22 protein-coding genes are annotated in these 25,961 nt (G+C 62.0%); 19 read left to right on the top strand and 3 right to left on the bottom strand.

What is annotated here, in order from left to right:
- Nucleotides 1-72: 72 nt before the first annotated feature.
- The 4 genes from E4633_RS17815 (at nucleotide 73) to acnB (ending at nucleotide 6,642) form a co-directional block, all read left to right on the top strand.
- Complete coding sequence (locus E4633_RS17815) at nucleotides 73-1,464, top strand: cohesin domain-containing protein (protein WP_135872247.1); 1,392 nt, start codon at nucleotides 73-75, stop codon at nucleotides 1,462-1,464.
- 184 nt (nucleotides 1,465-1,648) lie between these two features.
- Nucleotides 1,649-3,106: an NADP-dependent succinate-semialdehyde dehydrogenase gene (gabD, locus tag E4633_RS17810; RefSeq protein ID WP_135872245.1), complete on the top strand. Its 1,458-nt coding sequence runs from the start codon at nucleotides 1,649-1,651 to the stop codon at nucleotides 3,104-3,106.
- A gap of 43 nt (nucleotides 3,107-3,149) precedes the next feature.
- Entirely contained in the window at nucleotides 3,150-3,902 is a 753-nt protein-coding gene (gene fdhD / locus E4633_RS17805) for a formate dehydrogenase accessory sulfurtransferase FdhD (protein ID WP_135872243.1), read from the top strand.
- A gap of 220 nt (nucleotides 3,903-4,122) precedes the next feature.
- Nucleotides 4,123-6,642, top strand: coding sequence for a bifunctional aconitate hydratase 2/2-methylisocitrate dehydratase (gene acnB, locus E4633_RS17800; protein WP_135872241.1), 2,520 nt, complete (start codon nucleotides 4,123-4,125; stop codon nucleotides 6,640-6,642).
- A 130-nt stretch (nucleotides 6,643-6,772) separates the two neighbouring features.
- On the opposite strand, the gene E4633_RS17795 is transcribed toward acnB, so the two are convergent.
- Complete coding sequence (locus tag E4633_RS17795; RefSeq protein WP_135872239.1) at nucleotides 6,773-8,539, bottom strand: M3 family oligoendopeptidase; 1,767 nt, start codon at nucleotides 8,537-8,539, stop codon at nucleotides 6,773-6,775.
- A 247-nt stretch (nucleotides 8,540-8,786) separates the two neighbouring features.
- Here E4633_RS17795 and E4633_RS17790 point away from each other — a divergent pair, with 247 nt between their 5' ends.
- Nucleotides 8,787-9,206 carry a helix-turn-helix domain-containing protein gene (locus E4633_RS17790; protein WP_246038206.1) on the top strand — a complete coding sequence of 140 codons (420 nt, stop codon included), beginning with the start codon at nucleotides 8,787-8,789 and terminating at the stop codon, nucleotides 9,204-9,206.
- A gap of 3 nt (nucleotides 9,207-9,209) precedes the next feature.
- Here the strand turns inward: E4633_RS17790 and yrfG are convergent, their stop codons facing one another.
- Both yrfG and thrC read right to left on the bottom strand, forming a co-directional pair.
- Nucleotides 9,210-9,905, bottom strand: a complete 696-nt coding sequence (gene yrfG, locus E4633_RS17785; protein WP_135872235.1) for a GMP/IMP nucleotidase — start codon at nucleotides 9,903-9,905, stop codon at nucleotides 9,210-9,212.
- A gap of 70 nt (nucleotides 9,906-9,975) precedes the next feature.
- Nucleotides 9,976-11,352, bottom strand: a complete 1,377-nt coding sequence (thrC, locus tag E4633_RS17780; RefSeq protein ID WP_135872234.1) for a threonine synthase — start codon at nucleotides 11,350-11,352, stop codon at nucleotides 9,976-9,978.
- Nucleotides 11,353-11,758: 406 nt separating this feature from the next.
- On the opposite strand from thrC, the gene rimP reads away from it, so the two are divergent.
- The 14 genes from rimP to E4633_RS17710 all read left to right on the top strand — a co-directional run bounded on the left by rimP (nucleotide 11,759) and on the right by E4633_RS17710 (nucleotide 25,890).
- Nucleotides 11,759-12,238, top strand: coding sequence for a ribosome maturation factor RimP (gene rimP / locus E4633_RS17775; protein ID WP_135872232.1), 480 nt, complete (start codon nucleotides 11,759-11,761; stop codon nucleotides 12,236-12,238).
- Between the two features lie 40 nt (nucleotides 12,239-12,278).
- Nucleotides 12,279-13,460, top strand: coding sequence for a transcription termination factor NusA (nusA, locus tag E4633_RS17770; RefSeq protein WP_135872230.1), 1,182 nt, complete (start codon nucleotides 12,279-12,281; stop codon nucleotides 13,458-13,460).
- Between the two features lies 1 nt (nucleotide 13,461).
- Nucleotides 13,462-14,055, top strand: coding sequence for a DUF448 domain-containing protein (locus tag E4633_RS17765; protein ID WP_135872228.1), 594 nt, complete (start codon nucleotides 13,462-13,464; stop codon nucleotides 14,053-14,055).
- Nucleotides 14,056-16,950 carry a translation initiation factor IF-2 gene (gene infB / locus E4633_RS17760; protein WP_135872226.1) on the top strand — a complete coding sequence of 965 codons (2,895 nt, stop codon included), beginning with the start codon at nucleotides 14,056-14,058 and terminating at the stop codon, nucleotides 16,948-16,950.
- A gap of 94 nt (nucleotides 16,951-17,044) precedes the next feature.
- A complete protein-coding gene (locus E4633_RS17755) occupies nucleotides 17,045-17,404 on the top strand; it encodes a ribosome-binding factor A (protein WP_135872224.1) in 360 nt (119 codons plus the stop codon).
- A complete protein-coding gene (locus tag E4633_RS17750) occupies nucleotides 17,385-18,353 on the top strand; it encodes a DHH family phosphoesterase (protein WP_135872222.1) in 969 nt (322 codons plus the stop codon). The genes E4633_RS17755 and E4633_RS17750 overlap by 20 nt, the downstream gene beginning before the upstream one ends.
- A gap of 2 nt (nucleotides 18,354-18,355) precedes the next feature.
- Nucleotides 18,356-19,240 (top strand): tRNA pseudouridine(55) synthase TruB, encoded by an 885-nt coding sequence (truB, locus tag E4633_RS17745; protein ID WP_246038225.1) that lies wholly within the window; start codon nucleotides 18,356-18,358, stop codon nucleotides 19,238-19,240.
- Nucleotides 19,241-19,379: 139 nt separating this feature from the next.
- Nucleotides 19,380-19,646, top strand: coding sequence for a 30S ribosomal protein S15 (gene rpsO / locus E4633_RS17740; RefSeq protein WP_129127510.1), 267 nt, complete (start codon nucleotides 19,380-19,382; stop codon nucleotides 19,644-19,646).
- A gap of 180 nt (nucleotides 19,647-19,826) precedes the next feature.
- Nucleotides 19,827-21,917 (top strand): polyribonucleotide nucleotidyltransferase, encoded by a 2,091-nt coding sequence (gene pnp / locus E4633_RS17735; RefSeq protein WP_135872218.1) that lies wholly within the window; start codon nucleotides 19,827-19,829, stop codon nucleotides 21,915-21,917.
- Between the two features lie 53 nt (nucleotides 21,918-21,970).
- Nucleotides 21,971-23,227: a M16 family metallopeptidase gene (locus E4633_RS17730; RefSeq protein ID WP_135872216.1), complete on the top strand. Its 1,257-nt coding sequence runs from the start codon at nucleotides 21,971-21,973 to the stop codon at nucleotides 23,225-23,227.
- Nucleotides 23,227-23,667 carry a dUTP diphosphatase gene (gene dut / locus E4633_RS17725; RefSeq protein ID WP_135872214.1) on the top strand — a complete coding sequence of 147 codons (441 nt, stop codon included), beginning with the start codon at nucleotides 23,227-23,229 and terminating at the stop codon, nucleotides 23,665-23,667. The genes E4633_RS17730 and dut overlap by 1 nt, the downstream gene beginning before the upstream one ends.
- Before the next feature lie 131 nt (nucleotides 23,668-23,798).
- Nucleotides 23,799-24,902, top strand: coding sequence for an aminopeptidase (locus E4633_RS17720; protein ID WP_135872212.1), 1,104 nt, complete (start codon nucleotides 23,799-23,801; stop codon nucleotides 24,900-24,902).
- 2 nt (nucleotides 24,903-24,904) lie between these two features.
- Nucleotides 24,905-25,513 carry an L-threonylcarbamoyladenylate synthase gene (locus E4633_RS17715; RefSeq protein WP_135872210.1) on the top strand — a complete coding sequence of 203 codons (609 nt, stop codon included), beginning with the start codon at nucleotides 24,905-24,907 and terminating at the stop codon, nucleotides 25,511-25,513.
- A gap of 23 nt (nucleotides 25,514-25,536) precedes the next feature.
- Entirely contained in the window at nucleotides 25,537-25,890 is a 354-nt protein-coding gene (locus E4633_RS17710) for a hypothetical protein (RefSeq protein WP_135872208.1), read from the top strand.
- Nucleotides 25,891-25,961 lie beyond the last annotated feature (71 nt).

Raw genomic sequence — 25,961 nt, 5'->3', positions numbered from 1 at the left:
TCTTGACACCCGCCTCCGTGCTGCGTAAAGTAACCCGGGTGCGGCAGTCACCCAAAGCAGTCGAGGTCAGCCATGATGATACAGACTCTCTCGCGTGTGCTTCTTTTTCTTTCGCTCACCCTCCTTCCCGTTCCGGCTCTAGCTCTGCCCATCCTTTCCATCTCATCGCCCGGGGCTGACGGTGTCTTCGTGCTCTACGGCGCGCAGATGTCCGGTGTCGCCGGTCTCGACGTGACGGTAAGTTTCGACGCTGCGACACTCAGCAACCCTCGCGTGACCATGGGAAGCCTCGTTTCCGGGATGATGAGTGCGGCGAACGCGGGTACTCCGACCATCCGCATGGCCATCGTCGGTACCAAAGAGCTGAGCGGCAGTGGTGTCATCGCCACCATCGCATTCGATCGAACCGGGAGTTCTCCCGGAAGCATCACCCTGCTCACCGCGAGCCTCATCGATGCCGCGGGGAAGAAGGTCGCCATGGCCTCACCCATCGTCACCAATCCCCCACAGCCTTCGACGTCGGACAGTGCAAGCGGCGACGGCCAGACCGGGGGGAGCTCCGGGAATAGCGGTGGAAGCGGCGGAACAGGGACCGGAACCGGGACAGGAACCGGGACAGGAACCGGAACAGGAACCGGAACGGGGACAACCGGGACAGGAACCACCGGAGAAACGTCCGGTTCGGGTGTGGGCACGCCCAAAACGGGTGGATACGTCGGCGGTACGCTCACCATGCCGGGGCAGGATACGACAGGCCAAGAGGCCACAACGGGACCAATCACCTCTGGAGACGATTACTCCTCCGTGCAGGAGTCGCAGAGGCGGGTACGGACCAAGAAGGGACAGCCGGACAATGTTGAACCTCAGCTAGAGCCGCGCCCTTCGGACGAGCGCGGGGGGGCATCGACCGCCAACGGGAAGCCGGCCCAAGTCGCGGAGCCGGTCAAGATCGAAAGCGTGCTGGCCAAATTCAAGGACTTCAAAGGGGAACGCACTCCGGCCAACCTGACCGCGCTCTTCGCTCCGACGCAACAGGCGCAGTACACCCAGATTCCGGCGGTGGTGCTGGCGGACGGCAAGGCGACGGCCACGCTGCATGTTTATTTAAACGCGGGCGACGCGACCCCCAGGTTCAGCTTCGGCGACTGCAGCTACGTTTCCTACGGCCGTATCGAGAAAGGGTGGGAGATTCAGGCCCGCCCCGACCGCGACGCGGTGAGCGCAAGCGTCGCCGTGCTCTTTAACGGCCAGAGACAGGAATTCCCGCTGGCGGTGGCCCCTGCGGTCCGTCTTACCAAGAAAGGTCAGAAAAAGGTAACTGAAGCAGACTTCCTGCGCTTCCTGGCTGACCGCGGCACCGAGGCTGCCCCGCACTTCGACTTGAACAAGGACGGCAAACGAGACTACGTCGACGACTACATCTACACGGCGAACTACCTGGTGCAGACGGATCAAGTCAAATAGAAGCACAAGCAACAGTTGTTTTCTGTTTCAGCACTGACGACAGATGCCCTCCAGCCCATTAGCCGGAGGGCATCTGTCGTTGCAGGAGGCAAGCTGCCGGTGCGGAGGGGCTTTTCAGTTGCCGCACCGTCGACGATGTTGTATACAAAAACTGCTGCGATCATTTCACACATGGGAGGAACAGATGTTGAACCTAAAAGACGGCAGTCTTTTTCAGCAACTCTGCTTCATCAACGGTGCCTGGAGTGCGGCCGACAGCGGTGAGACCATCGACGTAACCAACCCGGCAACGGGAGAGAAGCTCGGCACCATACCGAAAATGGGAGCGGCCGAGACACGCCGCGCCATAGAAGCGGCGCAGGCCGCACTCCCCGCGTGGCGCGCGAGGACGGCTCAGGAGCGCTCCGTCATCATCAGGCGCTGGTCCGAGTTGATGCTGGAGCACCAGGAGGATCTGGCGGTACTCATGACCGCCGAGCAGGGCAAGCCGCTTGCCGAGGCCCGCGGCGAGACGGTCTACGCCGCCTCCTTCCTCGAGTGGTTCTCCGAAGAGGGGAAACGGATTTACGGCGATGTCATCCCATCGCACCAAAGCGACAAGCGCATCGTCGTCCTCAAGGAGCCGATCGGGGTCTGTGCCGCCATTACCCCCTGGAACTTCCCGTCCGCCATGATCACCCGCAAAGCCGGGCCTGCGCTTGCCGCCGGCTGCACCATGGTCGTGAAGCCGGCGACGGCGACACCTTACTCGGCTCTCGCTGTCGCCGAACTGGCACGGCGTGCGGGCGTGCCGGACGGTGTTTTTTCCGTCGTCACCGGTTCGGCGGCGGGGATCGGCGGCGAGATGACCGCGAACCCGCTGGTCAGGAAACTCACCTTCACCGGCTCGACCGAGATCGGGAAGAAGCTGATGGCCGAGTGCGCGGGGACGGTGAAAAAGGTCTCCATGGAACTGGGCGGCAACGCTCCCTTCATCGTCTTCGATGATGCCGATCTCGATGCCGCGGTGGAAGGTGCACTGATCTCCAAGTACCGCAACACCGGCCAGACCTGCGTCTGCACCAACCGCTTCCTTGTGCAGGACGGCATCTACGACCGGTTCTCCGAGAAACTCGCCGCCGCGGTTGCCGCGATGAAGGTGGGTGACGGCCTGAAGGGAGAAACCCAGCAGGGGCCGCTCATCGACATGGCTGCGGTGGAGAAGGTGGAGGAGCATATCGGCGACGCCCTCGCCAAGGGCGCGCGCGTGGTGACCGGCGGCAAACGTCACGCCCTGGGGGGCTCCTTCTTCGAACCGACCGTGCTAGCCGACGTCTCACCGGATATGCTGGTCGCGCGGGAAGAGACCTTCGGGCCGGTGGCCCCGCTGTTCCGGTTCAAGACCGAGGAGGAGGCGATCCGTGTTGCCAACGACACCGAGTTCGGCCTCGCCGCTTACTTATACAGCCGTGACATCGCGCGGGTGTGGCGGGTGGCGGAGGCGGTCGAGTACGGCATCGTCGGCATCAACACCGGCCTCATCTCCACCGCCGTGGCTCCCTTTGGCGGGGTGAAGGAGTCCGGAGTCGGTCGCGAAGGATCCAAGTACGGCATCGAGGACTTCCTCGAGGTCAAGTATCTCTGCATCGGCGGGATCAGGTAGGCGGCGCACACGACCCTGTCCGACGCAGGGAAGCAGGTAAACGATGACCGAGGTGCTCCAATACAACGACGGGAAGGTGCTGCGCGGCGCGATCGACGTCGTGCGGGAGTTCCCCCTGGTCCTCAGGGTGAATGACCGGGAACTGGTTACCCTGGTCGCTTCGCCGCACGACCTGCGCTTCCTGGTGGCGGGCTTTCTCTGGCTACAGGGGTTCGTCGCCTCGGCCGATGATTTTCTGGTCCTGAGCGTCTGCAACGACTACGGCATTGCCAACGTCCGCATCAAGGGAGAACTCCCCCATGAACTGAAGCCGGTGCTCACCTCGGGGTGCGGCACCGGTGTCACTTTTTCCCTGCCGCAGGGCAGGCAGACTCCAATCCCGCGCAGCGGTATCGCGGTCGGTGCCGTCTTCGAGCTGATGAGGCAGCTAGCCCAGACCTCGGACCGGTACAAAAGCCATGGCGGCCTCCACTCCGCCGCCATCGGGGACGTGGAAGGAAGGCTGCTTTTGCACGCCGAAGACCTCGGCAGGCACAACACCATCGACCGTCTGGCGGGGGAGGCCTTGCTTAAAGGGATTCCCCTCGAAGGCACCATCCTCGCCACCTCAGGCCGCGTCTCGACCGAGATGGCCGCGAAGGCGGCGCAGCTCGGTATCGCGGTCGTCGTATCCCGAACCTCGCCCACCGACATGGCGGTCCGTATCTGCGACGAAAGCGGCATTACGCTGATCGGCTACCTGCGCGGCGCCAAACTCACCGCATATACCCATTCCGAATATATTTTATTTTCTTAATACTTTCACTCCGCCCACCGTCAAACACCTCCGCTGATTCCAGATAAAACGCCATAGTAACAGCTCTTTTCACACGGACCTGCGCCATCTTACAGGCACTTTCAACAATTGACAAAGCAGGGTAAAAATTGTATACAGTATCCGTTCAAATGAAGTACCAGCTGAAAGAAGAGTTAACATAACTTCCGTAAATAGCTGCACATTATCTGGAGGAGGAATCATGATCGAAGCGTACCTGAAGCAAGAGGCAGAAAGAAAAGCACTCGGGATTCCTGCGAAACCGCTCGACCCTGAGCAGACCGCGGAACTTTGCAAACTGTTGGAAGCACCCCCGGCAGGCAAGGAGGAGTTCCTGCTCCACCTCCTGAAGGAAAGGGTCTCCCCGGGCGTCGACCCGGCAGCCGAAGTGAAGGCAGGCTTCCTCGCTGCCATCCTCACCGGCGCCAAGAAGTCCCCGCTGGTCTCCAAGAAGGACGCGGTTCAGATCCTGGGCACCATGCTGGGCGGCTACAACGTCTCCCCTCTGGTCGCAGCGCTGAAGGACGCGGAAGTTGCCGACGAGGCCGTTAAGGCGCTTTGCGGCACCACCCTCGTGTACGACGCCTTCGACGACGTTTTCGAGCTCTCCAAGAGCAACGCCGGCGCCAAGAAGGTCCTCGAGTCCTGGGCCGCCGCCGAGTGGTTCACCTCCAAGCCGGGCCTGCCGGAAGTTGTGAAGGTGAAGGTCTACAAGGTCGAAGGCGAGATCAACACCGACGACTTCTCCCCGGCGGGCGACGCCTGGAGCCGTCCTGACATCCCGCTGCACGCCCTCGCCATGGGCAAGACCCGCTTCGCCGACGGCAACGCCACCATCGCCAAGTTCAGGGCGGACGGGTTCCAGGTCGCTTTCGTTGGCGACGTCGTGGGTACCGGTTCCTCCCGTAAGTCCGCATGCAACAGCGTGCTGTGGCACATCGGCCAGGACATCCCGGCAGTCCCCAACAAGCGTCGCGATGGCATCATCATCGGCGGCGTCATCGCCCCGATCTTCTTCAACACCGCGCAAGATTCCGGCGCGTTCCCGATCAAGACCGACGTGACCAAGATGAAGACCGGCGACGTGATCGTGATCAACGCCAAGAAGGGCGAGGTCACCACCGAAGCCGGTGAGGTTCTCTCCACCTTCACCGTGGCCCCGAACACCCTGTTCGACGAGTTCCGCGCCGGCGGCCGTATCCCGCTGATCATCGGCCGCGCCCTCACCGACCGTGCCAGGAAAGCACTCGGCATGGCACCGACCGACGTCTTCACCCTCCCGGTCAACCCGGTTGCCAAGGCAGGCCAGGGCTACTCGCTGGCCCAGAAGATGGTCGGTAAGGCATGCGGCGTAGCCGGCGTCCTTCCGGGGACCGCTTGCGAGCCGAAGATGACCACCGTCGGTTCCCAGGACACCACCGGCCCGATGACCGCCGACGAGCTGAAAGAGCTCGCCTGCCTCAAGTTCCAGGCTCCGATGTTCATGCAGTCCTTCTGCCACACCGCGGCCTACCCGAAACCGGCCGACGTGAAGATGCACAAGACCCTGCCGCAGTTCATCATCGAGCGTGGCGGCGTGCCCCTGAAGCCGGGCGACGGCGTCATCCACTCGTGGCTCAACCGTCTCCTCGTTCCGGACACCGTCGGTACCGGCGGCGACTCCCACACCCGTTTCCCGATCGGGATTTCCTTCCCTGCAGGTTCCGGCCTGGTCGCCTTCGCAGGCGCCCTCGGCTTCATGCCGCTCGACATGCCTGAGTCCGTTCTCGTCCGCTTCAAGGGCAAGTTCAACCCCGGCATCACCCTGCGCGACGCGGTTAACGCGATCCCGTACTGGGCGATCAAGCAGGGCCTTCTCACCGTGCCCAAGAAGAACAAGGTCAACATCTTCAACGGCCGCATCCTCGAGATGGAAGGTCTTCCGGAGCTCTCCGTCGAGCAGGCCTTCGAGCTGACCGACGCCGCTGCCGAGCGTAGCGCCGCCGCCGGCTGCATCAAGCTCTCCGAGGAGTCGGTAGCTACCTACCTGCGCTCCAACGTGGCCCTCATGAAGCAGATGATCGCAGACGGCTACCAGGACGCGCAGACCCTGCAGAACAGGATCGACGCAGTCAACGAATGGCTGAAGGCTCCGAAGCTTCTCGAAGCAGACGCCAACGCCGAGTACGCAGCGGTAATCGAGATCGACCTCGCCGAGATCACCGAGCCGATCCTCGCCTGCCCGAACGATCCGGACGACGTGAAGCTCCTCTCCGACGTTGCCGGCACCCCGATCCAGGACGTGTTCCTCGGTTCCTGCATGACCAACATCGGTCACTTCCGCGCCGCAGGTGAAATCTGGAGGGGCCAGAAGTTCAACCCGAACGTCCGTACCTGGATCTGCCCGCCGACCCGCATGGATCAGGCGAAGCTCAAGGACGAGGCGTACTTCTCCGTCTACAGCGCGATGGGCGCACGCGTCGAGATCGCCGGCTGCTCGCTCTGCATGGGTAACCAGGCACGCGTGCCCGACGGGGTGAACATGTTCTCCACCTCGACCCGTAACTTCGACGACAGGATCGGCAACGGCGCCAAGGTGTTCCTCGGCTCCGCGGAGCTCGGTGCCGTCACCGTGAACATGGGCAAGCTCCCGACCCCGGCCGAGTACCTGGCCGTGTACAAGGAGAAGGTCGAGCCGAACAAGGCAACCGTGTACAAGTATCTCCAGTTCGACGAGATGTAGGAAGAGCTGGTAACAAGCAGCAAAAAGGCCCGCCGGGAAACCGGCGGGCCTTTCTATTTTTGTGGCGGCAGTCGGTCTGCCTGGGAGTCACCGCTAGTCCGACTGGTCCGACTGGCGGCGGAGCCCGACGCTACAGCAGCGCTTTCAGCTCAGCGATGAGGTCGCCTAGGAGGTCGTAGCCACCTTGCCAGAAGCTGGGGTCGCTGAAGACGATGCCTGCGGGGGCAAGTGTGTCACCTGGCGACTTGGAGCCGCCGTCGGCGAGTATCTCGCGGTAAACGGGTACGAAGCTCTCGCGCTCCTTCAGGTAGCGCTGGAACAGCGACAGCACCACCAGTTCGGCGCAGGTGTAGGAGTAGCAGTAGAAACGTGCGTGGATGAAGTGGGAGATGTAGCTCCAGCCATAGCGGTAAGGCTCGATCATCTCGACCGAATCGCCGTATAGCTTTGCATTCTCGCTCCACCAGAGGTCGCAGAGCTCGTTCGCGGTGAGAAGGCCGTCGTTACGCCTTAGGTGCATCTGCTCCTCGAACCTGGTGAGGACGTTCTGTCTGAAGGTGGTGGCGATGATGTCCTCGATCTTCGCGCACAGAAGGGACTTCTTCACCTCCACGTCGGTCTCACGCTCCAGCAACTGCCGGGTGAGGAGCATCTCGCCGAACACCGAGGCGGTCTCGGCAAGCGGCAGCGGCGGGTGGTAGTTGAGCATGGTCTGGCGCTGCGCGAGCAGGTAGTGGATGCCGTGCCCCACCTCGTGGGCGATGGTCGCCACGTCGCGCAGGTTCCCGGTGAAGTTCAAAAGCAGGTACGGCGGGAGCTCAGGTGTCATCCCCATGCAGAAGGCGCCGCCGCTCTTGCCGGGACGGGGCATGACGTCCACACGCCTGCCGGTGAAGAATGAGTCGGCAAGCTCAGCGAACTCTTCGGAGAAGCCGCGGTACGCCTCGACCGTCATGGTGCGCGCTTCCTCGAAGCTGTATTTGCGGTCGCTCTCGGTGAGGGGGGCGTAGACGTCGGTGTTTTTCAGCTTCGGCATGCCGAGCAGCCGCGCTTTCAAGCGGAAGTATTCCTGAGCCAGCGGGTAATTCTTCTCGGAGACCTGCATGAGGCTTTCGACCACCTCGTTGGGGATCTCATTGCCAAGGTTGGTCGGCTCCATCGGGTGCCGGTAGTTTCTGAGCTCCATCTCCTGGGAGTGGTCCAGCGCCACGTTGTTGAACACGGCGGAATAGAGGATGCCGTTCTCCTCGTGCTTCTTGAGGAAGGTGCCGAAGGCGCGCTCGCGCAGCCCTGCGTCCGGGTGGTGCAAAAGGGCGAGCAGTTCCTCGCCGGTCACCTCTTTGGTCTCCCCGTCCATCTCGAGGGTGTAGCGCAGCGAGGCGGAGACCTCGTCGAAGAGCCGGCAGAAGGCCTGCACACCGGTCAGGCTCTTTTGGGAAAGCAGACTCTCCTCCCGCTCGGAAAGGGTGTGCGCCTTGAACTTGCGCAGCACCTCGAGGAAGTGACGGTAGTCGTCGAGCAGACTGTCCTTGGCGAACTTTTGAAACGGCTCTTCCTCCATCTGGATGATCTCCAGATCGAAGAAGAGGAGCTCCCGTCCCATGGCATTGCCGAACTCCTCGGACTTCTGGGAGAGCCGTTTGTGCAGATCGCTCTCACTGTCGGCGGCGAAGAGCAGGTGCGCGTAGAGCTGCGGCACCGCCAGATCCTCCTGCAACTTTTCGTAGCTCTTAAGCGCCTCCAGCAACCCTTCGGCGGAGAGCTCGGCTACCTTGCCACGGTAGCGTTCCCTGAACGCTGCGACCTGCGAGGTAGCCCCCTCGAAAGCCTGGTTGAGCTCGGGTGCTGAAGGGGAAGAGTAAAGCGGGGTGGTATCCCAGCAGAGGTTGGTTGACATGGTTCCTCCTGAAGCTGATTTCCTAATGATTTCAAACGAATGCAACCGATAGTAATGCAAGGTAGCCAAGGTGTCAAGAAAGGGGGGCGGGGGCTTGGTGGGTGAATCAGCGTCCGCTGCTGCATTTACGCGCCTTGACAACCAAAAGGGGCGCGATAGAAATAGCAGCTGTTAAAAAAATATAATAATCATGCATCAGCCGCTGACAGTTCTTCCCGGTGGGGGTGGCAGGGAGCCTCCCCCGCAAGTGGTTCTTTCGTTAACCGCTAGTGCGAGGATGGACGCCATGAAAAAGCGTCAGGTGGTTCAGGATGCGGCTTATCAACCTGCACCGGGTACGGCGACAGGTTGTGACCGTTTCGGGGCAGGAAGCGGTGGTCAGTGCATCGTGTTGCAGCGGCTTTTTTCCTGCCGCAACGATGCGATGCCAACGGGCGCGGAAGCGGGGCACGGCGTGGATGTCGGGTGCAGCGTGGGGGCCATGGCCTTCGCGTCACTCACCCTACGGGAAGCGCGGGACAGGATCGAGCGGTGGATGGTGTACGACGCGATCCGCGCCTGTGCGGGAAACATGAGTAAGGCAGCGGACATGCTGGGCGTCAGTCGTCCGGCCCTTTACGATCTGGTGAAGAAGTACGGGGTGTGCAGGATCAAGACGCGCGGCTGACGGTCAGATGCGTACCGCCATGCCGCCGTCGCGCGGAATCAGTTCGCTGAAATAATGGATGGTGTGAAAGTCTTTCGACTGGAGCGGCTGCATCGTTGAGCTGAAGCGTCCGACGTAAATCAGGTAGCGGATGCCGAAGCGGCGCGCCGTCTCCAGGTTGGTCTCGCTGTCCTCTCCCAGCATGGTTCTTTCAGGATCGTACGGTATCTTCCTCTGCAGTTCCCCCCAGAAAAGCGGATCCTCCTTTGGCAGTCCCAGGTCGTGGGCCGAGATGACGCCGTCGAAGTAGCCGCCGATCGTGGTCCGGCGCAGTTTCAGGTTCAGCGTCTTACCGTGGGCGTTGGTGACCAGGTAGACCTTCTTGCCGTGCTGGCGCAGGAAGAGGAGGAACTCGGTGACGAACGGGTGCACCGCGATCAGGTGGTGCACCTCCTCCTTGAGCACAGGGATGTCGAGGCCCAGTTGCGCGGACCAGTAATCGAGGTCGGTCCAGTTGAGGGTCTTCTCCTGGGAGCGGAACATGCGGTAGAGCTTTTCTCTCGCCGCGCTCTCGTCGATGCCGTTTTTCTCGGCGTAGCGCCTGGGGACGTGCTCAAGCCAGAAGTGGTCGTCGAAGTGGCGGTCCAGCAGGGTGCCGTCCATGTCGAGGTGGACGGTGTCGATGTGGTTCCAATCTACTTGCAGGGGGGGGAGGGGCATTTCAGGGGGTCTCTTTTGTTTGTCGGACCTGTCCAACTGGTCTGGCCAGTCAGACAGGTCCGACGTCAGGCTAAGCTTTGGCTTTCACGAAGGCTTTTACCAGTTCCTTGTCCGCAGCCATGATCTCGCAGCGCGTTTCCTTGCCCTGCAGGGCGGCGAGTTGGGGCGGCAGCACGGCGGGGGCGCCGATGGCACGCTCGACGGCGTCACCGAACTTCGCCGGGTGCGCGGTGGCAAGGCATACGACGGCCGGATGCCCCTTCACGCACTCGAGGGCGGCACGCACCCCGACCGCAGTGTGCGGGTCGAGAACGTAGCCGGTCTCCTTGTTGAAGGAGGCGATCGTGTCGAGGGTCTTCGTTTCGTCCACGGTGCAGCTCAGGAATTCGCTCTGCACGCGCTGCACCTCTTCTGCGGTGAAGACGATCTTGCCGGTCTGCTGCAGCTCGGCAAAGGCGCTTCTCACGCGCTCCGGGTTTTCGTTGAAGAGGTAATAGAGGTAGCGCTCCAGGTTCGAGGCGAGCTGTATGTCCATGGAAGGGGAGACGGTCTGCACGACCTTCCCCAAAGAGTAGTCGCCGCTTTGCACGAAGCGCGAGAGGATGTTGTTCTCGTTGGTGGCAAGGAGGAGCTTTTCCACCGGTAGTCCCATGCTTTTCGCGAGGTAGCCCGCGAAGATGTCGCCGAAGTTCCCGGTCGGGACGGAGAATACCACCTTCCCCTGCTCGGGGAGCCTGCCCCAGGCGTAGAAGTAGTAGACCACCTGGGCGAGCACGCGGGCCCAGTTGATCGAGTTCACCGCGCCCAGCGCGTACTCCTTCTTGAATTCGAGGTCGTTGAACAGGGTCTTCACGATGTTCTGGCAGTCGTCGAAGGTCCCCTCTACGGCGATGTTGTGCACATTGGCGTCGAGCACGCTGGTCATCTGCAGCGCCTGGATGGGCGAGGTCTTCAGGTGCGGGTGCAGGATGAAGATGTTGATGTTCTCCTTGCCGCGCACCCCGGCGATGGCAGCACTCCCGGTGTCGCCGGAGGTGGCGCCCAGGATGTTCATCTTCTCGCCGCGCTCCTTCAAAAGGTACTCGAAGAGGTTTCCGAGCAGTTGCAGCGCCACGTCCTTGAAGGCGAGGGTGGGGCCGTGGAAGAGCTCGAGGATGTAGACGCCGTCCTTTTTCACCAGGGGGGTCGTCTCCTGGTGCTCGAAGGTTCCGTAGGAACGGTCGATGAGCGCCTTCAGGTCGGCGGCCGGGATGTCGGTGGCGAAGAGGGAGATGATATTGAAAGCGAGCTCACGGTAGGGGAGCTTCGACCACGCGGCTAGGGTGTCGCGGTCGAGCTGCGGGATGCTCTCCGGCAGAATAAGGCCGCCGTCGGTGGCAAGCCCCATCATTACTGCGTCCTTGAACCCGATGGGGGCGATGTTTCCCCTGGTGCTTATGTATTTCATGTCGGTTCTCTTTCCTTTTACAGGTTTTTGTGCCGTTTCCGGCGACGCCCATATATAACAGCTAATGGTGTAAAAGTGAAGCGATTGCTGGGTTGCTGACTGTGGTCGGGTGCACCGCGGCTGCCGTGACTTCGACGCGGCGACAGGGAGCACAGTGGAAAAAGCAGTGATGTCTTAAATTGCCCCAATGCCTCATGCGGCGGCAAAAAATCCCCTTCTTTCCGGCAGAAGAAATATGGGCGCTGAATGAGCCTGATAACATGCCTGAAAGCCCGAAAAAACGGCTCACTCTGGGAAAAAAGCGCTTGCATAAAGAAGGCTTCCATGGTAATTAATGCCGTACATGTTAATGTTCACTCAAAAGTGAGCTCCTCCGGCTCGCTTTTTTTTATGGGAAAACCTAGAGATGGCCAAGGTAGATGTAGCAGAAAGAGTCACTGAAATCGTTGCAGAGATCGGCGCACCGCTCGGTATCGGGCTGGTCGACCTCGAGTACAAGCGCGAGGGGCGCGACATGGTGCTCAGGATCTTCCTCGAGAAGGAAGGCGGGATCAACCTGGACGACTGCGCCGACGTGAGCCGCCAGCTCTCCGACATCCTGGACGTCGAGGACTTCATGCCCGAGCGTTACGACCTGGAGGTCTCCTCGCCGGGGATCTGCCGTCCGCTCAAGAAGGTCGCCGACTACGAGCGTTTCGCGGGACACCTGGTGAAGGTGAAAACCTTCGAGATGCTGGCCGACGACGCGGGGAACAAGCGCAAGACCTTCACCGGGAAGCTCCTGGGGGTCACGGACGGGGTGATCAGCATCGACCTCACCGAGGGGCAGCATGCGTCCATCCCTCTGGACAAAGTGGCCAAGGCCAACCTCGAATTCGAATTCTAAAAATTTCTATTTGTAATTATCAGCAGAAGGAGACAGTCACGTGGAAACGAGCTTTAACCTCAAGCACACGATCGACCAGATCGTAAAAGAGAAGGGTATCGATAAAAGTATTGTGGTAGAGGCGCTGGAACAGGCAGTACTGACGGCCGCCAACAAGAAATTTCGTAATACCCGTGATCTGGAGGCGCACTATAACCCCGAGATCGGCGAGGTTGAGCTGTTCGAGTTCGTTACCGTCGTGGAAGAGGTGCAGGATTCCTACCGCGAGATCGAGCTCGACGAGGCCCGCGAGGAGGATCCGGACGTCGAGATCGGCGACTCCATCGGCATGAAGATGGACGCCTCCGGCTTCTCCAGGATCGCCGCGCAGACCGCGAAACAGGTGATCATCCAGCGCGTGCGTGAGGCTGAACGCGAGACCATCTTCAACGAGTTCCAGGAGCGCCAGGGCGAGATCGTGAACGGCGTCGTGCGCCGTTTCGAGAAGGGCGACCTGATCGTCGACCTTGGCCGCGCCGAGGCACTTCTCCCGCACAAGGAGCAGGCCCCGCGCGAGGTGTACCGTCAGGGCGACCGCGTGAAGGCCCTCATCACCGAGATCCGCATGACCACCAAAGGGCCGCAGATCATGCTCTCCCGCACCCATCCCCAGATGCTCGCCAAGCTGTTCGAGGCCGAGGTTCCGGAGATCGCCGAGGGGATCGTCGAGATCAAGAGCGTCGTGCGCGAGCCGGGTGGGCGTGCCAAGATCGCCGTCTACTCCCACGATGCCGACGTCGACCCGGTCGGCGCCTGCGTCGGTATGCGCGGCTCCCGCGTGCAGAACGTGGTCTCCGAGCTGCGCGGCGAGAAGATCGACATCATCCCCTGGAGCGAGGACATCGCCCGCTTCGCCTGCAACGCCCTGGCCCCGGCCGTGGTCACCAAGGTGTACGTCGACGAGGAGGAGTACGCCATGGAGGTCATCGTGGCCGACGACCAGCTCTCGCTCGCCATCGGCAAGCGCGGCCAGAACGTGCGTCTTGCCGCCAAGCTGACCGGGTGGAAGATCGACATCAAGAGCGAGACCCGCATGGCCGAGGCCGAGCTGCAGCAGTTTGCCTCCTACGACGGCACCGAGGCCGAAGAGGTCGAAGAGGCAGAGGAAGTCGCCGAGAATGCCGAGAATGCCGAGAATGCCGAGAATGCCGAGCCCGCAGTAGAGGCGACCGAAGAGGACTAGGATGACCAAGGCCGCACCACAGAGAAGTTGCCTCGCCTGCCGTGAGACGAAGGACAAGGGCGAGCTGCTCCGCTTCGTGCTGGCCCCGGACCGTACCCTCGTACCGGACCTGCAGAACAAGCTCCCCGGGCGCGGCGCGTACACCTGCATGAAGGCTGCATGCCTGAAGCTCGCGGCCCAGAAAAAGCAGTTCGCCCGCGGCTTCAAGGGGGAGGTGCTGGGCGCCGACGCAGAGGGGCTGCTCAAACAGGTGGTCCACAAGCTCGAGGAGCGCATCGCCTCCTACATCAGCCTTGCCAACAAGGCGGGGAAGGTGGTTTCGGGTTCGGATCAGGTACAGGAAAAGCTGAAGAAGGGTGGGGCGGGACTTTTGTTCGTCGCCACCGATATCTCGCCGGATATCGGCGAGAAGTTCAGGGGGCTCGCGAAGCTGAAGGAAGTCCCCTGCATCTCCCTGTTCACCAAGGAACGCCTTGGGGAATTGCTGGGAAAGGAACTCAGAAGCGTCCTGGTTGTTATGGAAAGCGGCTTCGTGGGCTCGATTGAATTGGAAATGGAAAAGTACAGGAACTTCTTTGAGGAGGAGCGTGAGTAGATGAGCAAAACCCGCGTATATGAGTTAGCGGCACAGATGGGGATCGAAAACAAGGAGCTTATGGCAAGACTTGCCGAGGCAGGCGTGCAGGTCAAAAACCATATGGCTGTTCTTGAGGATTCGGATATCAAGGCGTTATCCGCCCCCGCGCACCCCCCCGTCAAAGAAGTTTCCCAGGAAGAGGTAAGGGTGAAGCCGACCCTGATCCGCCGTCGTGCGAAGGCGGTTGAGCCTGAGGCCCAGGCGGCAGACGAGCCGGCCGAGCCGGTCAAGGAGGAGGCACCCCAGCCGGCGCCCCCCGAGAAGGCACCGGTGGAAGAGGCGCCCAAGCGTCCGGAACCGGTCCGCGCGAGGATCATCGAGGCGGCTCCCGCTCCGAAGCCGGCAGCGGTGAAGGCCGAGGCCCCGGCTCCGGCGGTCAAGGAAGAGAAACCGGCGGCCGCAGCACCTGCCGCGCCCGCAGCACCGGAAAAGCCGGCCGTCGAGGCCCCGAAGGCGGAGGCGCCTGCTGCCCCCGCACCCGAGGCGCCGAAAGCCGAGCCCGCCAAGGTCGAAGCCCCGAAGGCTCCCGCCGCGGAAGCACCGGTTGCCGCCAAGGCGCCCGAGGCGCCCGCCGCCAAGGTGGTCGAGCCCGAGCCGGACAAGCCGACGGCAACCCGCGCGAGGATCCTCGGTCGCGTCGAGATCCCGATTCCGACCCAGCGTCCGGCCGAGCGCCGCGAGTACCAGCGCCCCGCGCAGGGCGATCGTCCGGGGCAGCGTCCCGGCATGCCGCGCGGCGTGGAGCGTCCCGGCACCGAGCGTCCGGCACCGCGTCCCGGCGCAGGTCGTCCCGGCGAGCGCCCCCCCATGGGTGCGCGCCCCGATCGTCCGGCACCCCTGGCCCCTGTCGAGCCGCCGCCGCTGCTGGACGATCGCGGTCGCAAGAGGGGAAAACCCGCCCCGGCGGGCGGCACCGATTTCGGCAAGAACGCCAAGAAGGGCGGAGCTCCCGCAGGCAAGGGTAAAAAAGAGAACTTCAAGGACCTTCTGGACAAACGCGAGCGGGTTTTCGAGCCCGGGCCGCGCTCCAAGGGTAAGAAAGGGAGGTACGCCGAGAAGGTTCAGGTCGGCAAGAAGACCGAGATCACGGTACCGAAGGCGATCAAGAGGATCATCAGGATCAGCGAGTCCATCACCGTGGGCGAGCTGGCCAAGCGCATGGGGATCAAGGCTACCGACCTGATCCGCGCCCTCATGAAGCTCGGTGTCATGGCGACCATCAACCACCCGCTCGACTTCGACACCGCGACCCTTCTGGCCACCGATTTCGGCTACGAGATCGAGAACGTGGCGCTCGACGTGGACGAACTCCTCGAGGCGGAGCCGGATGCGCCGGAAGCGATGCAGAAGCGTCCGCCGGTCGTCACCATCATGGGTCACGTCGACCACGGCAAGACCTCGCTTCTTGACGCCATCCGCCAGGCCAACGTAATTGCCGGCGAGGCCGGTGGCATCACCCAGCACATCGGCGCCTACGACGTGGAACTCAAGGGACAGAAGATCACCTTCCTCGATACCCCGGGCCACGAGGCGTTCACCGCGATGCGCGCCAGGGGCGCCAAGGTCACCGACATCGTCATCCTGGTGGTTGCTGCCGACGACGGCGTCATGCCGCAGACCCGCGAGGCGGTCAACCACTCTAAGGCTGCAGGCGTTCCGATCATCGTCGCCATCAACAAGATCGACAAGCCCGAGGCCAACCCGAGCAAGGTGAAGCAGGAACTGATGGAGTTTGGCCTGGTTTCCGAGGAATGGGGTGGCGAGACCATCTTCGTCGAGGTCTCCGCGAAGAAACACATCAACCTCGAGTCGCTGCTCGAGATGGTTCTCCTGCAGGCCGACGTCCTCGAGCTCAAGGCGAACCCGGACAAGACCGCCCGCGGCACCGTGGTCGAGGCGAAACTCGACAAGGGGCGCGGCCCGGTAGCGACCGTCCTGGTCCAGGAAGGAACCCTGAAGGCGGGCGATTACTTCGTGGCCGGCATTCACTTCGGCCGCGTGCGCGCCATGCAGAACGACCGGGGCGAGAAGGTCAACGCCGCCGGCCCGGCCATGCCGGTCGAGGTCATCGGCTTCAACGGTGTGCCTGACGCGGGCGATATCTTCGTTGCCATGAACGACGAGAAACAGGCGAAGGAGATCGCAAACCACCGCCAGATGAAGCTGCGCGAGTCCGAACTCGCCAAGCACAGCAAGCTCTCCCTGGAGCAGCTCTACGAGAAGATCCAGAAGGGCGAGGTCAAGGACCTCAACACCATCGTCAAGGGCGACGTGCAGGGCTCCGTCGAGGCGGTTGCCGAGTCCCTCAGGAAGCTCACCACGGATGCCATCCGTCTCAACGTGCTGCACGCCTCCGTCGGCGCCATCACCGAGACCGACGTCAACCTGGCCAGCGCCTCCAACGCCATCATCCTGGGCTTCAACGTCCGTCCCGAGGTCAAGGCGGCGGCACTCGCCGAGAAGGAAGGGGTCGACGTCAGGCTCTACAACATCATCTACGACGCGGTGGACGACATCAAGAAGGCGATGGAAGGCCTCCTCGAGCCGACCTTCAAGGAGAAATACCTTGGTCGCGCCGAGATCCGCGAGGTGTTCTCGGTGCCCAAGGCCGGCATGGTCGCGGGTTCCTACGTCACCGACGGCAAGATCATCAGGAACGCACAGGTACGCCTGCTGCGCGACAACGTGGTGATCTTCGAAGGCAAGCTCGGCAGCCTGCGCCGCTTCAAGGACGACGTGAAGGAAGTCGCCACCGGCTACGAGTGCGGCATGTCGCTTGAGAACTACAACGACCTCAAGATCGGCGACATCTTCGAGTGCTTCGAGATGGAGAAGGTAGCCGGCAAGCTGTAAGGAAAAACACGGGGAGAGCGGCGTCCCGCGTCCGGCATCCCGGCCCGCGGAAGGCCCTCTCCCCTTAATCGTTTCACGACAAGAGAGAAAGAACATGGTAAAGCGTTCCGACAAGGTTGCCGAAGAGATCCACAAGATCATCTCCGAGCTGCTCATAAAGGGTCTCAAGGACCCGCGCGTAGGCTTCCTCACCATCACCGGCGTGAAGGTGACCCCCGACCTCAGGCAGGCCACCGTCTACTTCACCGTGCACGGCGACGACGCCGCGAAGAAGAACAGCGAGGCGGGACTCAACTCCGCCAAAGGGTTCATCCGCAAGGAGATCGGCCAGGCGCTGAAGCTGCGTTTCACCCCCGAAATCACGTTCAAGTACGACACCTCCCTGGATTACGGCCAGCATATCGAATCGATTCTGAAGGAGATAGGGGCTAAGGATGACGGCGACAACAGCTGAGATTAAGCGGATAGTGGCGGAGATCGACCAGGCGCGGAGCTTTCTGATCACAAGCCACGAAAGTCCCGACCCCGACGCGGTCGGCTCTTCCCTGGCCCTGGCCAACTACCTGACCGCGCGCGGCAAGGACGTCACCGTCTACCTCTGCGATCCGGTCCCGGACAACTGCTCCTTCCTGCCGATGGCGGACCAGGTGTACGGCGAGATGCCGGAGCGCGACTTCGACGTCTGCTTCGTGCTCGACGTGGGCGAATTCCGCCGCGCCGGCAAGGCGGTAACCGAGAACAAGCGGGTCGGGCGTTTCATCAACGTGGACCATCATCTCGGGTGCGAGAACTTCGGCGTCTGCAACCTGATCGACCCGAAGGCGAGCGCCACCGCGGCCCTCATCTACCGGATCATCAGGGCGGCGGGGGACGAGGTGGATTATCCCACCGCGCTCTGTATCTACACCGCCATCCTTTCCGACACCGGCAGCTTCCATTACTCGAACTCCGACCCCGAGTCCTTCGCCATCGCCGGCGAGATGATCGGCAAGGGGGTGAATGCCTGGAGCGTGAATGAGAACCTGTACGAGAGCGAGCCGCTGCAGAGGATCGCGCTTCTGGCCCTCGCCCTCTCCGACCTGACCGTTTCCCCTTCCGGCGAGTACGCCTCGGTCACCGTGACGCTCGACATGTACGGCAAGACCGGCGCCACCGCCCAGGACACCGACCGTTTCATCAACTACCCCCGCTCCATCAAGGGGGTGCAGGTGGCGCTCTTCTTCCGGCAGGTCGAGGAAGGGCTCTTCAAGGTCGGCTTCAGGTCCAAGGGGAAGGTGGACGTCTCCGCGGTATCCGCCTCCTTTGGCGGCGGCGGGCACCACAACGCCGCCGGGTGCATGGTGCGCGGCACGCTCGCCGAGGTCAAGGCGCAGGTCTTCGACCGGCTGGAGCAGATGCGCTGATGCTGAACGGCTTTTTCGTGATCGACAAGCCAGCCGGTGTCACCTCCCATGACATCGTGTCGAAGGTCCGCCGTGCCATCAACCAGAAAAAGGTTGGGCACACGGGAACCCTCGATCCCTTCGCGACCGGCGTCCTGCCCGTGGCGGTGGGGGAGGGGACCAAGGCGATCCAGTTCCTCGACGAGTCCGAGAAGGAGTACCGGGCGGTGCTTAGACTCGGCATCGCCACCGATACCCAGGACCTCACCGGGGAGGTGATCGCGGAAAGGGAGTGGTCGCATCTCTCGCCTGCGGACCTTGAGGGTATCGTGCCGCAGTTTCTCGGCCTCCAGAAGCAGCTCCCGCCGATGTTCTCGGCGATTAAGCAGGGGGGCGTGCCGCTTTACAAACTGGCAAGAAAGGGTATCGAGGTGGAGCGCGAGGAGCGCGAGGTGGAGATCCACTCGCTCACCTTCGAATGGATCCGTCTCCCCGAGGCCTGCTTCACGGTGCGCTGCTCGCGCGGCACCTACGTAAGGACCCTTGCCTGCGATATCGGCGAGGCGCTCGGGTGCGGCGCGCATCTGCTGGAGTTGCGGCGCACGGAAAGCGGCCTCTTCAAAGAGGCGGACGCCATCACCATCGACGCGCTTGCCGCGGCGGCCGACCAGCAGGCGCTTATTTTGCCCCTGGACCGGGCGCTCGATCACCTGAGGCGCCTGCAGCTCACCGAGGCAGGGGGGCGCAAGGTCGGTAACGGCGTGGTGCCCGGAGATGGGGAGTTCGTCGAGGCGCCCGGCCTGCTTCAGGACGGCGAGCAGGTGCGACTCTATCTGGGTGAGCGTTTTCTGGCAGTGGCTTGCCACGACCGGCTCAAAGGGCTGCGTCTCATGCGTGTATTCAATTAGTATTCCTTCTTTACACGTACCTGCTTTTGTGGTAAGAGTTGAAGGTCTTGATCTATGCCGTGGCCTTGGGACTGCGGGAAGGCATAAAAGTACATAAATAAAAGCACTAACAATTAAGATGGGAAGGGGGTGTAACCACATGCTGCAAACGGAAAAGAAGCAGGAAATCATCACAGCTCATAAGCTGCACGATTCCGACACGGGTTCGCCGGAAGTGCAGATTGCAATTCTTTCGGAGCGTATCACCTATCTGACTGAGCACTTCAAGACTCACAAGAAGGATCATCACAGCCGTCGCGGTCTGCTGAAGATCGTCGGTCAGAGAAGGGGTCTGCTTGACTACCTGAAGAAGAAGGATGTAGAGCGCTACAAGGCGATCATCGCCAAGCTCGGCATCAGAAGGTAAAAAAAGGCAGTATACCTCAAGGGGTATATTGCCTTTCCTCTTTCATCTTGTAAGGGCCTTTGTGCCCTTTTCTTTGTTGGGGGCGTGGATAAAACCGTCCTGCGGCAGCCTTTTGCCGGCAAGACGCTTTTCTCGGCGGCCCCAACACCAACCGAAGCACCAATAATGGAGGCCGTAACAATGGTACATACCGTACAGGCGGAATGCTGTGGCAAGACAATCACCATCGAAACAGGAAAGATCGCGAAGCAGGCAAGCGGCGCGGTCATGATCAAAAGCGGCGACACCATGGTCCTCGTGACCGCCGTCGCCATGAAAACCGCCAAGGAAGGGCAGGGCTTCTTCCCGCTCACCGTCAACTACCAGGAGAAGGCGTACGCAGGCGGCCGCATCCCCGGCTCGTTCTTCAAGCGCGAGGGGCGTCCCTCCGACAGCGAGACCCTGACCTGCCGTCTCATCGACCGTCCGATCCGTCCGCTGTTCCCGGAAGGGTTCCTTAACGACACCCAGATCATGGCCACCGTCATGTCGGCGGACAAGGACCACGATCCCGGCATCCTCGCCATGATCGGCGCCTCCGCGGCACTCATGGTCTCCGACGCTCCCTTCGCCGGCCCGATCGCCGGCGTCAAGGTCGGGCGCGTGGACGGCAAGTTCATCGCGAACCCGACCGCCGAGCAGGAAGAGCAGAGCGACATGGAGATCGTGATCGCCGCCTCCAAGGACGCCATCCTGATGGTGGAAGGTAGCGCCTCCGAAGTCTCCGAGGATGATCTTCTCGAAGCGATCTTCTTCGGCAAGGAAGCGGTCCAGGGTATCCTCGCAGCACAGGAAGAGCTGGCCGCCAAGGTCGGCGTCGCGAAGCGCGACGTCCCGGCGCCGGTAGTGAACGAGGCCCTGAAAGCCCGCGTTGACGCACTCGCCAAGGAAGAGATGAAGGCCGCGGTTCGCATCAAGGCGAAGGGCGAGCGTCACGACGCCATCGACGCCATCACCGAGAAGACCGTCGCCGCTCTGGCAGCCGAGTTCGAAGGCTCCGAGAAAGAGGTCAAGGCCTTCATCGAGGACCTCGAGTACAACCTCGTGCGCGAGCACATCATCAAGGACGGCTCCAGGATCGACGGCCGCGACACCAAGACCATCCGCAACATCGCCACCGAGGTAGGCTTCCTGCCGCGCGCCCACGGTTCCGCCCTGTTCACCCGCGGCGAGACCCAGTCCATCGTGGCCGCGACGCTTGGCACCTCGGTCGACGAGCAGCGCATCGACTCGCTCTACGGCGATTCCAGGAAGAAGTTCCTCCTGCACTACAACTTCCCGCCGTACTCCGTCGGCGAGACCAGCTTCCGCCTCGCCCCGGGGCGCCGCGAAATCGGCCACGGCATGCTGGCCGAGCGCGCGCTGCAGCAGGTGCTTCCGAAGCACGACGATTTCCCCTACACCATCCGCATCGTCTCGGACATCACCGAGAGTAACGGTTCCTCCTCCATGGCCACCGTCTGCGGCGGCTCCATGTCCATGATGGACGCCGGCATCCCTATCAAGGCACCGGTCGCGGGCATCGCCATGGGCCTCATCAAGGAAGGGGACGAGTACGCCATCCTCTCCGACATCCTCGGTGACGAAGACCACCTGGGCGACATGGACTTCAAAGTGGCCGGTACCGCCGAAGGCGTCACCGCGCTGCAGATGGACATCAAGATCGGCGGCGTGACCCGCGAGATCATGGGTGCCGCACTGGCGCAGGCAAAAGCGGGCCGCGTGCACATCCTGGGTGAGATGGCCAAAACCCTCTCCACCGCGCGTGCCGACCTCTCCTCCTTCGCTCCGCGCATCACCACCATCTGGGTCAAGGTGGACAAGATCCGCGACGTCATCGGTAGCGGCGGCAAGAACATCAGGAGCGTCACCGAGGCAACCGGCGTCGCCATCGACATCGAGGACACCGGCAAGATCAACATCGCTTCCAACAACAAGGAAGCCTGCGACCTCGCCATCAAGATGATCAGGAACCTCACCGCCGAGGCCGAGGAAGGCAAGCTCTACATGGGCACCGTCAAGAAGATCATGGAGTTCGGCGCATTCGTCGAGATCTTCCCGGGCACCGACGGCCTGGTGCACGTCTCCGAGCTCGACACCGAGCGCGTGAAGAACGTGAGCGACATCCTCAAAGAAGGGGACAAGGTGCTGGTGAAGTGCATCGGCATCGACAAACAGGGCAAGATCAAGCTCTCCCGTAAAGAGGCTCTGGGCCAGACCTTCACCGAATAACATCTCTCATGTGAGAGCTGGCAATTTTCGGCTTTCCCGGTATAGTTCTAGCCATGATTAAAAAGACCACCCTAAATAACGGGATACGCGTCATTACCGAGCGTATCCCGTACGCAAACTCCGTCTCCATAGGAATCTGGGTCGCCAACGGCTCCCGCCACGAACGGCGGGAGTCGAACGGCGTCGCCCACTTCATCGAGCATCTCCTCTTTAAAGGCACCGAACGCCGCTCCTCATTGGACATCGCCCGCGAGATCGACTCGGTGGGTGGCGTCCTGAACGCCTTCACCAGCCGCGAGTACGTCTGCTATTACGCCAAGGTACTGGATAAGTTCCTCCCGCGTGCCGTCGACCTTTTGACCGACATCTTCCTTCATTCCGTCTTCGACGACGAAGAGATCGAAAAAGAGCGCCGCGTGGTGCTCCAGGAGATCAACATGATGGAGGACACCCCGGACGACCTGATCCACGACCTCTTCCACCAGCACTTCTGGAAGGGGCACCCGCTGGGGATGTCGATCCTGGGCGATGCCGAAAGCGTCACCGGGCTTTCACGCGATGCCATCATCGCCTACAAGGACAAGATGTACCGTGCCGACGACATCATCGTCACCGCGGCCGGTAACGTCAACCACGACAAGCTCACCGTGCTCCTCGAGGAATTCTTGAACGGCGTCGAGCCGGGGCACGGCCGGAGCGAGTCCGTCCCGCCGGTGTACGAGCGCCGGATCGAGCTGGTCGAGAAGGACCTGGAGCAGATCCACGTCTGCCTTGGCCTCAAGGGGGTGCAGCAAAGCCACCCGCAGCGCTACGACGCCTTCATCATGAACGCCATCCTTGGCGGCTCCATGAGTTCGCGCCTTTTCCAGGAGGTGCGCGAGAAGAGCGGTCTTGCCTACTCGGTCTACTCCTACATCGCCTCCCATGCCGATGCCGGTTCGCTCGTGGTGTACGCCGGTGCGAGCCCGGAGAACGCAAAGGAGCTTCTCGAGATCATGCTGCGCGAGATCGGCCGTTTCAAACGCGAGCCGGTCCCCATGGAGCAGCTCGAGGGGGCGCGCGAGCAGTTGAAGGGCAACCTGCTCCTGTCGCTGGAATCGAGCGACAACCGCATGTCGCGCCTCGCGAAAAACGAGATCTACTTCGGTACGCCGCTGCCGCTGTCCGAGATAATGGAAGGGTTCGACCGCGTCACCTCCGAGAGCATCCAGGAGCTCGCACAAGAGATACTGGACAACTCCGCGCTGACTCTGGTCATGCTGGGCCGGGTCGGTTCTCCCACCTTTACCGACTCCGATATCAACGTCTGATGAAAACCATACCCATCCGGATAAAGCGCCTGCGGTCGACCTCGCTTCCCTCTTACATGACCGAGCAGGCGGCGGGTGTCGATCTGCATGCCGCGCTCGACGAGGAGTTCGTGCTGCATCCGGGCGAGCGCGCCCTGGTGCCGACAGGAATAGCCATCGAGATCCCGCCTGGCATCGAGGCGCAGGTGAGGCCCAGAAGCGGCCTGGCGCTCAGGCACGGCATCGCGCTGGTGAACTCGCCCGGCACCATCGACGCGGACTACCGCGGCGAGATCGGCGTCATCGTGATCAACCACGGCAGCGAGCCGTTCGCCATCAAGCACGGCGAACGCATCGCGCAGATGGTCTTCGCCCGTTGCGAGCGCGCCGAGTTCATCGAGGTTGACGAACTGGGCGAGACCGCCCGCGGCGCAGGCGGGTTCGGGCATACGGGCAGGTAGCACCCTCTGCATCGCCGGAGAGGGCGAATGATTATTCGCCCCTACAATCGGCCGTAACATAATTAATAGTGCCGGCCTTTCCTGCCGGTTGTCGCGTCACCCATTCTTAAACCACCTACGGGGGCACGCTTATGAAAGATCCTCGCGTCAGACAATTCGCAGAAGTGCTGGTCAACTACTCGGGTCGCGTACAACCGGGCGACGTGGTGCTCATCTCCTGCGCCGGACTGGAAGGTATGCCGCTCGTGAAGGAGCTCTACGCCCTCTGCCTCGAAAAAGGGGCGAAGTACGTCGAGTACGAGTTCAGCGTCCCCGAGATCGGGCGCCACTTCTACAACCTGGCCAGCGCCGACCAACTCTCCTACTTTCCGCAGCACAAGCTCGACTTCATGAAACAGGTCGACGTCTACTTCGGTCTCTCCGCCGCCGACAATTCCATGGTGAACGCCAAGGCGAACCAGGCCAGCATGATCGCCTGGTCCAAGGTGGTGCGTCCCATCATCGACCAGCGCGTCAAAGGGACCCGCTGGGTGGTGACGCGCTACCCGACCCACGGTGCGGCCCAGGAAGCGCGCATGAGCCTCGAGGAGTACGAGGATTACCTCTTCGCCGCCTGCTGCATGGACTGGGAGGAGGAGTCGAGGAAACAGGACGCGCTGAAGGCCTGCGTCGATGCCGCCGACCGGGTGCACATCAAGGCCGCCGACACCGATCTCACCTTCAGCATCAAGGGGCTTCCCGGGATCAAGTGCGACGGGCGGCTGAACATCCCGGACGGCGAGGTGTTCACCGCGCCGGTACGCGATTCGGTGGAAGGGTACATCACCTACAACTGCCCGACCGTCTACCAGGGGAAGGAGTTCAACAACGTCCGCCTCGAGTTCGAGAAGGGGCGCGTCGTAAGAGCGACCGCTCCCGGCATGGACGCGGAACTGAACCGCATCCTCGACACCGACGAGGGGGCGCGCTACGTGGGCGAGTTCGCCATCGGCGTGAACCCGAACATCCGGGTGCCGATGCGCAACATCCTCTTCGACGAAAAGATCTTCGGCTCGATTCACTTCACCCCCGGCCAGGCCTACGACGAGTGCGACAACGGCAACCGCTCCGCGGTGCACTGGGACATGGTGAAGATCCTCGTCGGCGACGGCGAGCTTTGGTTCGACGATATCCTGATCCAGAAGGACGGCCGTTTCGTGCACGAGCCGCTTCTGGGACTGAATCCCGAGGAATAGCCATGCTGCTCGAGATCAACCCTGACAACCCCCAGCCGCGCCTCATCGCCAAGGTCGTCGAGATCCTGAAAAACGGCGGCGTCGTCGCTTATCCGACCGACACGACCTACGGCATCGGCTGCAGCATCTTCAGCAAGAAGGGGATCGAGCGGATCTACCAGATCAAGCAGCGCGACAAGAAGAAACCCTTTTCCTTCATCTGCTCCGATATGGCTGAAATCTCCCGTTACGCGCGCGTTTCGAACTACGCCTTCAAACAGCTGCGTCGTCTGCTCCCAGGGGCGTACACCTTCGTCCTCGAGGCGAACTCGGTGGTTCCCGATCTCGTACAGACCAAGCAGAGGACGGTAGGCATCCGCATGCCGGACAACGCGATCTGCCTCGCCATCGTGAAGGAGCTCGGCGCACCCATCGTTACCACGAGCGCCAACCTCTCCGGCGAGGACCCGATCGGCAACCCGTGGGAGGTCGAGCACGAGCTGGGGAAACAGCTCGACCTGGTGGTGGACGGCGGCGATCTCACCGCCGACGTAAGCTCCGTTGTCAGCCTGATCGGCGATCGCCCCGAAGTGCTCCGCAAAGGGGTGGGCGACGTGAGCTGGTGCGAATAGCTCCGATTCCCTGAGGTTCAACGATGCGTAAAACTACGGTGCGTCGCGGCATAAAAGCGATCAACGCGGGCGTCATCGCCCTGATCGCAGCCACCTTCTTCCATGGCGAGATCTCCGCCCTCCTCATGCTGGGCATCGCCGGCGAGGCTCGTCTTACCTTCTTCGGTTTCTTCATGGCCGGGATGCTTGGTGGCTTCGGCGTCCTGGTCGCCGCCCTCGGGCTCGTGCAAGGGAGCGCGGCAGAGTCCCGGACCCGCCTGCTCCCAAGCTTCATGCTCCTTTTCTCGCTGGTCGTCCTCTTCTTCGTCCTCACCTACACCTGGATCACCACACCGGCTCCGCCACCCCTCCAGCGTGGCGAAAGCATAACCATATAGACCAACCCTGATTCAGGACTGATTCCGGCTGAGGAAGGCTTTTCTTAGCCTGTTTTTCTTTCCCGTTCATG

Origin of the sequence: Geomonas terrae, from assembly GCF_004791675.1 — a bacterium.
Lineage (GTDB): Bacteria > Desulfobacterota > Desulfuromonadia > Geobacterales > Geobacteraceae > Geomonas > Geomonas edaphica.
This window is presented reverse-complemented; position numbering and strand designations above follow the sequence as displayed.

Bases quoted from the DNA above. Each gene is read 5' to 3' on its own strand.
- E4633_RS17815 (WP_135872247.1), top strand. From the start codon at position 73: ATGATGATACAGACTCTCTCGCGTGTGCTTCTTTTTCTTTCGCTCACC.
- gabD (WP_135872245.1), top strand. From the start codon at position 1,649: ATGTTGAACCTAAAAGACGGCAGTCTTTTTCAGCAACTCTGCTTCATC.
- fdhD (WP_135872243.1), top strand. From the start codon at position 3,150: ATGACCGAGGTGCTCCAATACAACGACGGGAAGGTGCTGCGCGGCGCG.
- acnB (WP_135872241.1), top strand. From the start codon at position 4,123: ATGATCGAAGCGTACCTGAAGCAAGAGGCAGAAAGAAAAGCACTCGGG.
- E4633_RS17795 (WP_135872239.1), bottom strand. From the start codon at position 8,539: ATGTCAACCAACCTCTGCTGGGATACCACCCCGCTTTACTCTTCCCCT.
- yrfG (WP_135872235.1), bottom strand. From the start codon at position 9,905: ATGCCCCTCCCCCCCCTGCAAGTAGATTGGAACCACATCGACACCGTC.
- thrC (WP_135872234.1), bottom strand. From the start codon at position 11,352: ATGAAATACATAAGCACCAGGGGAAACATCGCCCCCATCGGGTTCAAG.
- rimP (WP_135872232.1), top strand. From the start codon at position 11,759: ATGGCCAAGGTAGATGTAGCAGAAAGAGTCACTGAAATCGTTGCAGAG.
- E4633_RS17765 (WP_135872228.1), top strand. From the start codon at position 13,462: ATGACCAAGGCCGCACCACAGAGAAGTTGCCTCGCCTGCCGTGAGACG.
- infB (WP_135872226.1), top strand. From the start codon at position 14,056: ATGAGCAAAACCCGCGTATATGAGTTAGCGGCACAGATGGGGATCGAA.
- E4633_RS17755 (WP_135872224.1), top strand. From the start codon at position 17,045: ATGGTAAAGCGTTCCGACAAGGTTGCCGAAGAGATCCACAAGATCATC.
- E4633_RS17750 (WP_135872222.1), top strand. From the start codon at position 17,385: ATGACGGCGACAACAGCTGAGATTAAGCGGATAGTGGCGGAGATCGAC.
- rpsO (WP_129127510.1), top strand. From the start codon at position 19,380: ATGCTGCAAACGGAAAAGAAGCAGGAAATCATCACAGCTCATAAGCTG.
- pnp (WP_135872218.1), top strand. From the start codon at position 19,827: ATGGTACATACCGTACAGGCGGAATGCTGTGGCAAGACAATCACCATC.
- E4633_RS17730 (WP_135872216.1), top strand. From the start codon at position 21,971: ATGATTAAAAAGACCACCCTAAATAACGGGATACGCGTCATTACCGAG.
- dut (WP_135872214.1), top strand. From the start codon at position 23,227: ATGAAAACCATACCCATCCGGATAAAGCGCCTGCGGTCGACCTCGCTT.
- E4633_RS17720 (WP_135872212.1), top strand. From the start codon at position 23,799: ATGAAAGATCCTCGCGTCAGACAATTCGCAGAAGTGCTGGTCAACTAC.
- E4633_RS17715 (WP_135872210.1), top strand. From the start codon at position 24,905: ATGCTGCTCGAGATCAACCCTGACAACCCCCAGCCGCGCCTCATCGCC.
- E4633_RS17710 (WP_135872208.1), top strand. From the start codon at position 25,537: ATGCGTAAAACTACGGTGCGTCGCGGCATAAAAGCGATCAACGCGGGC.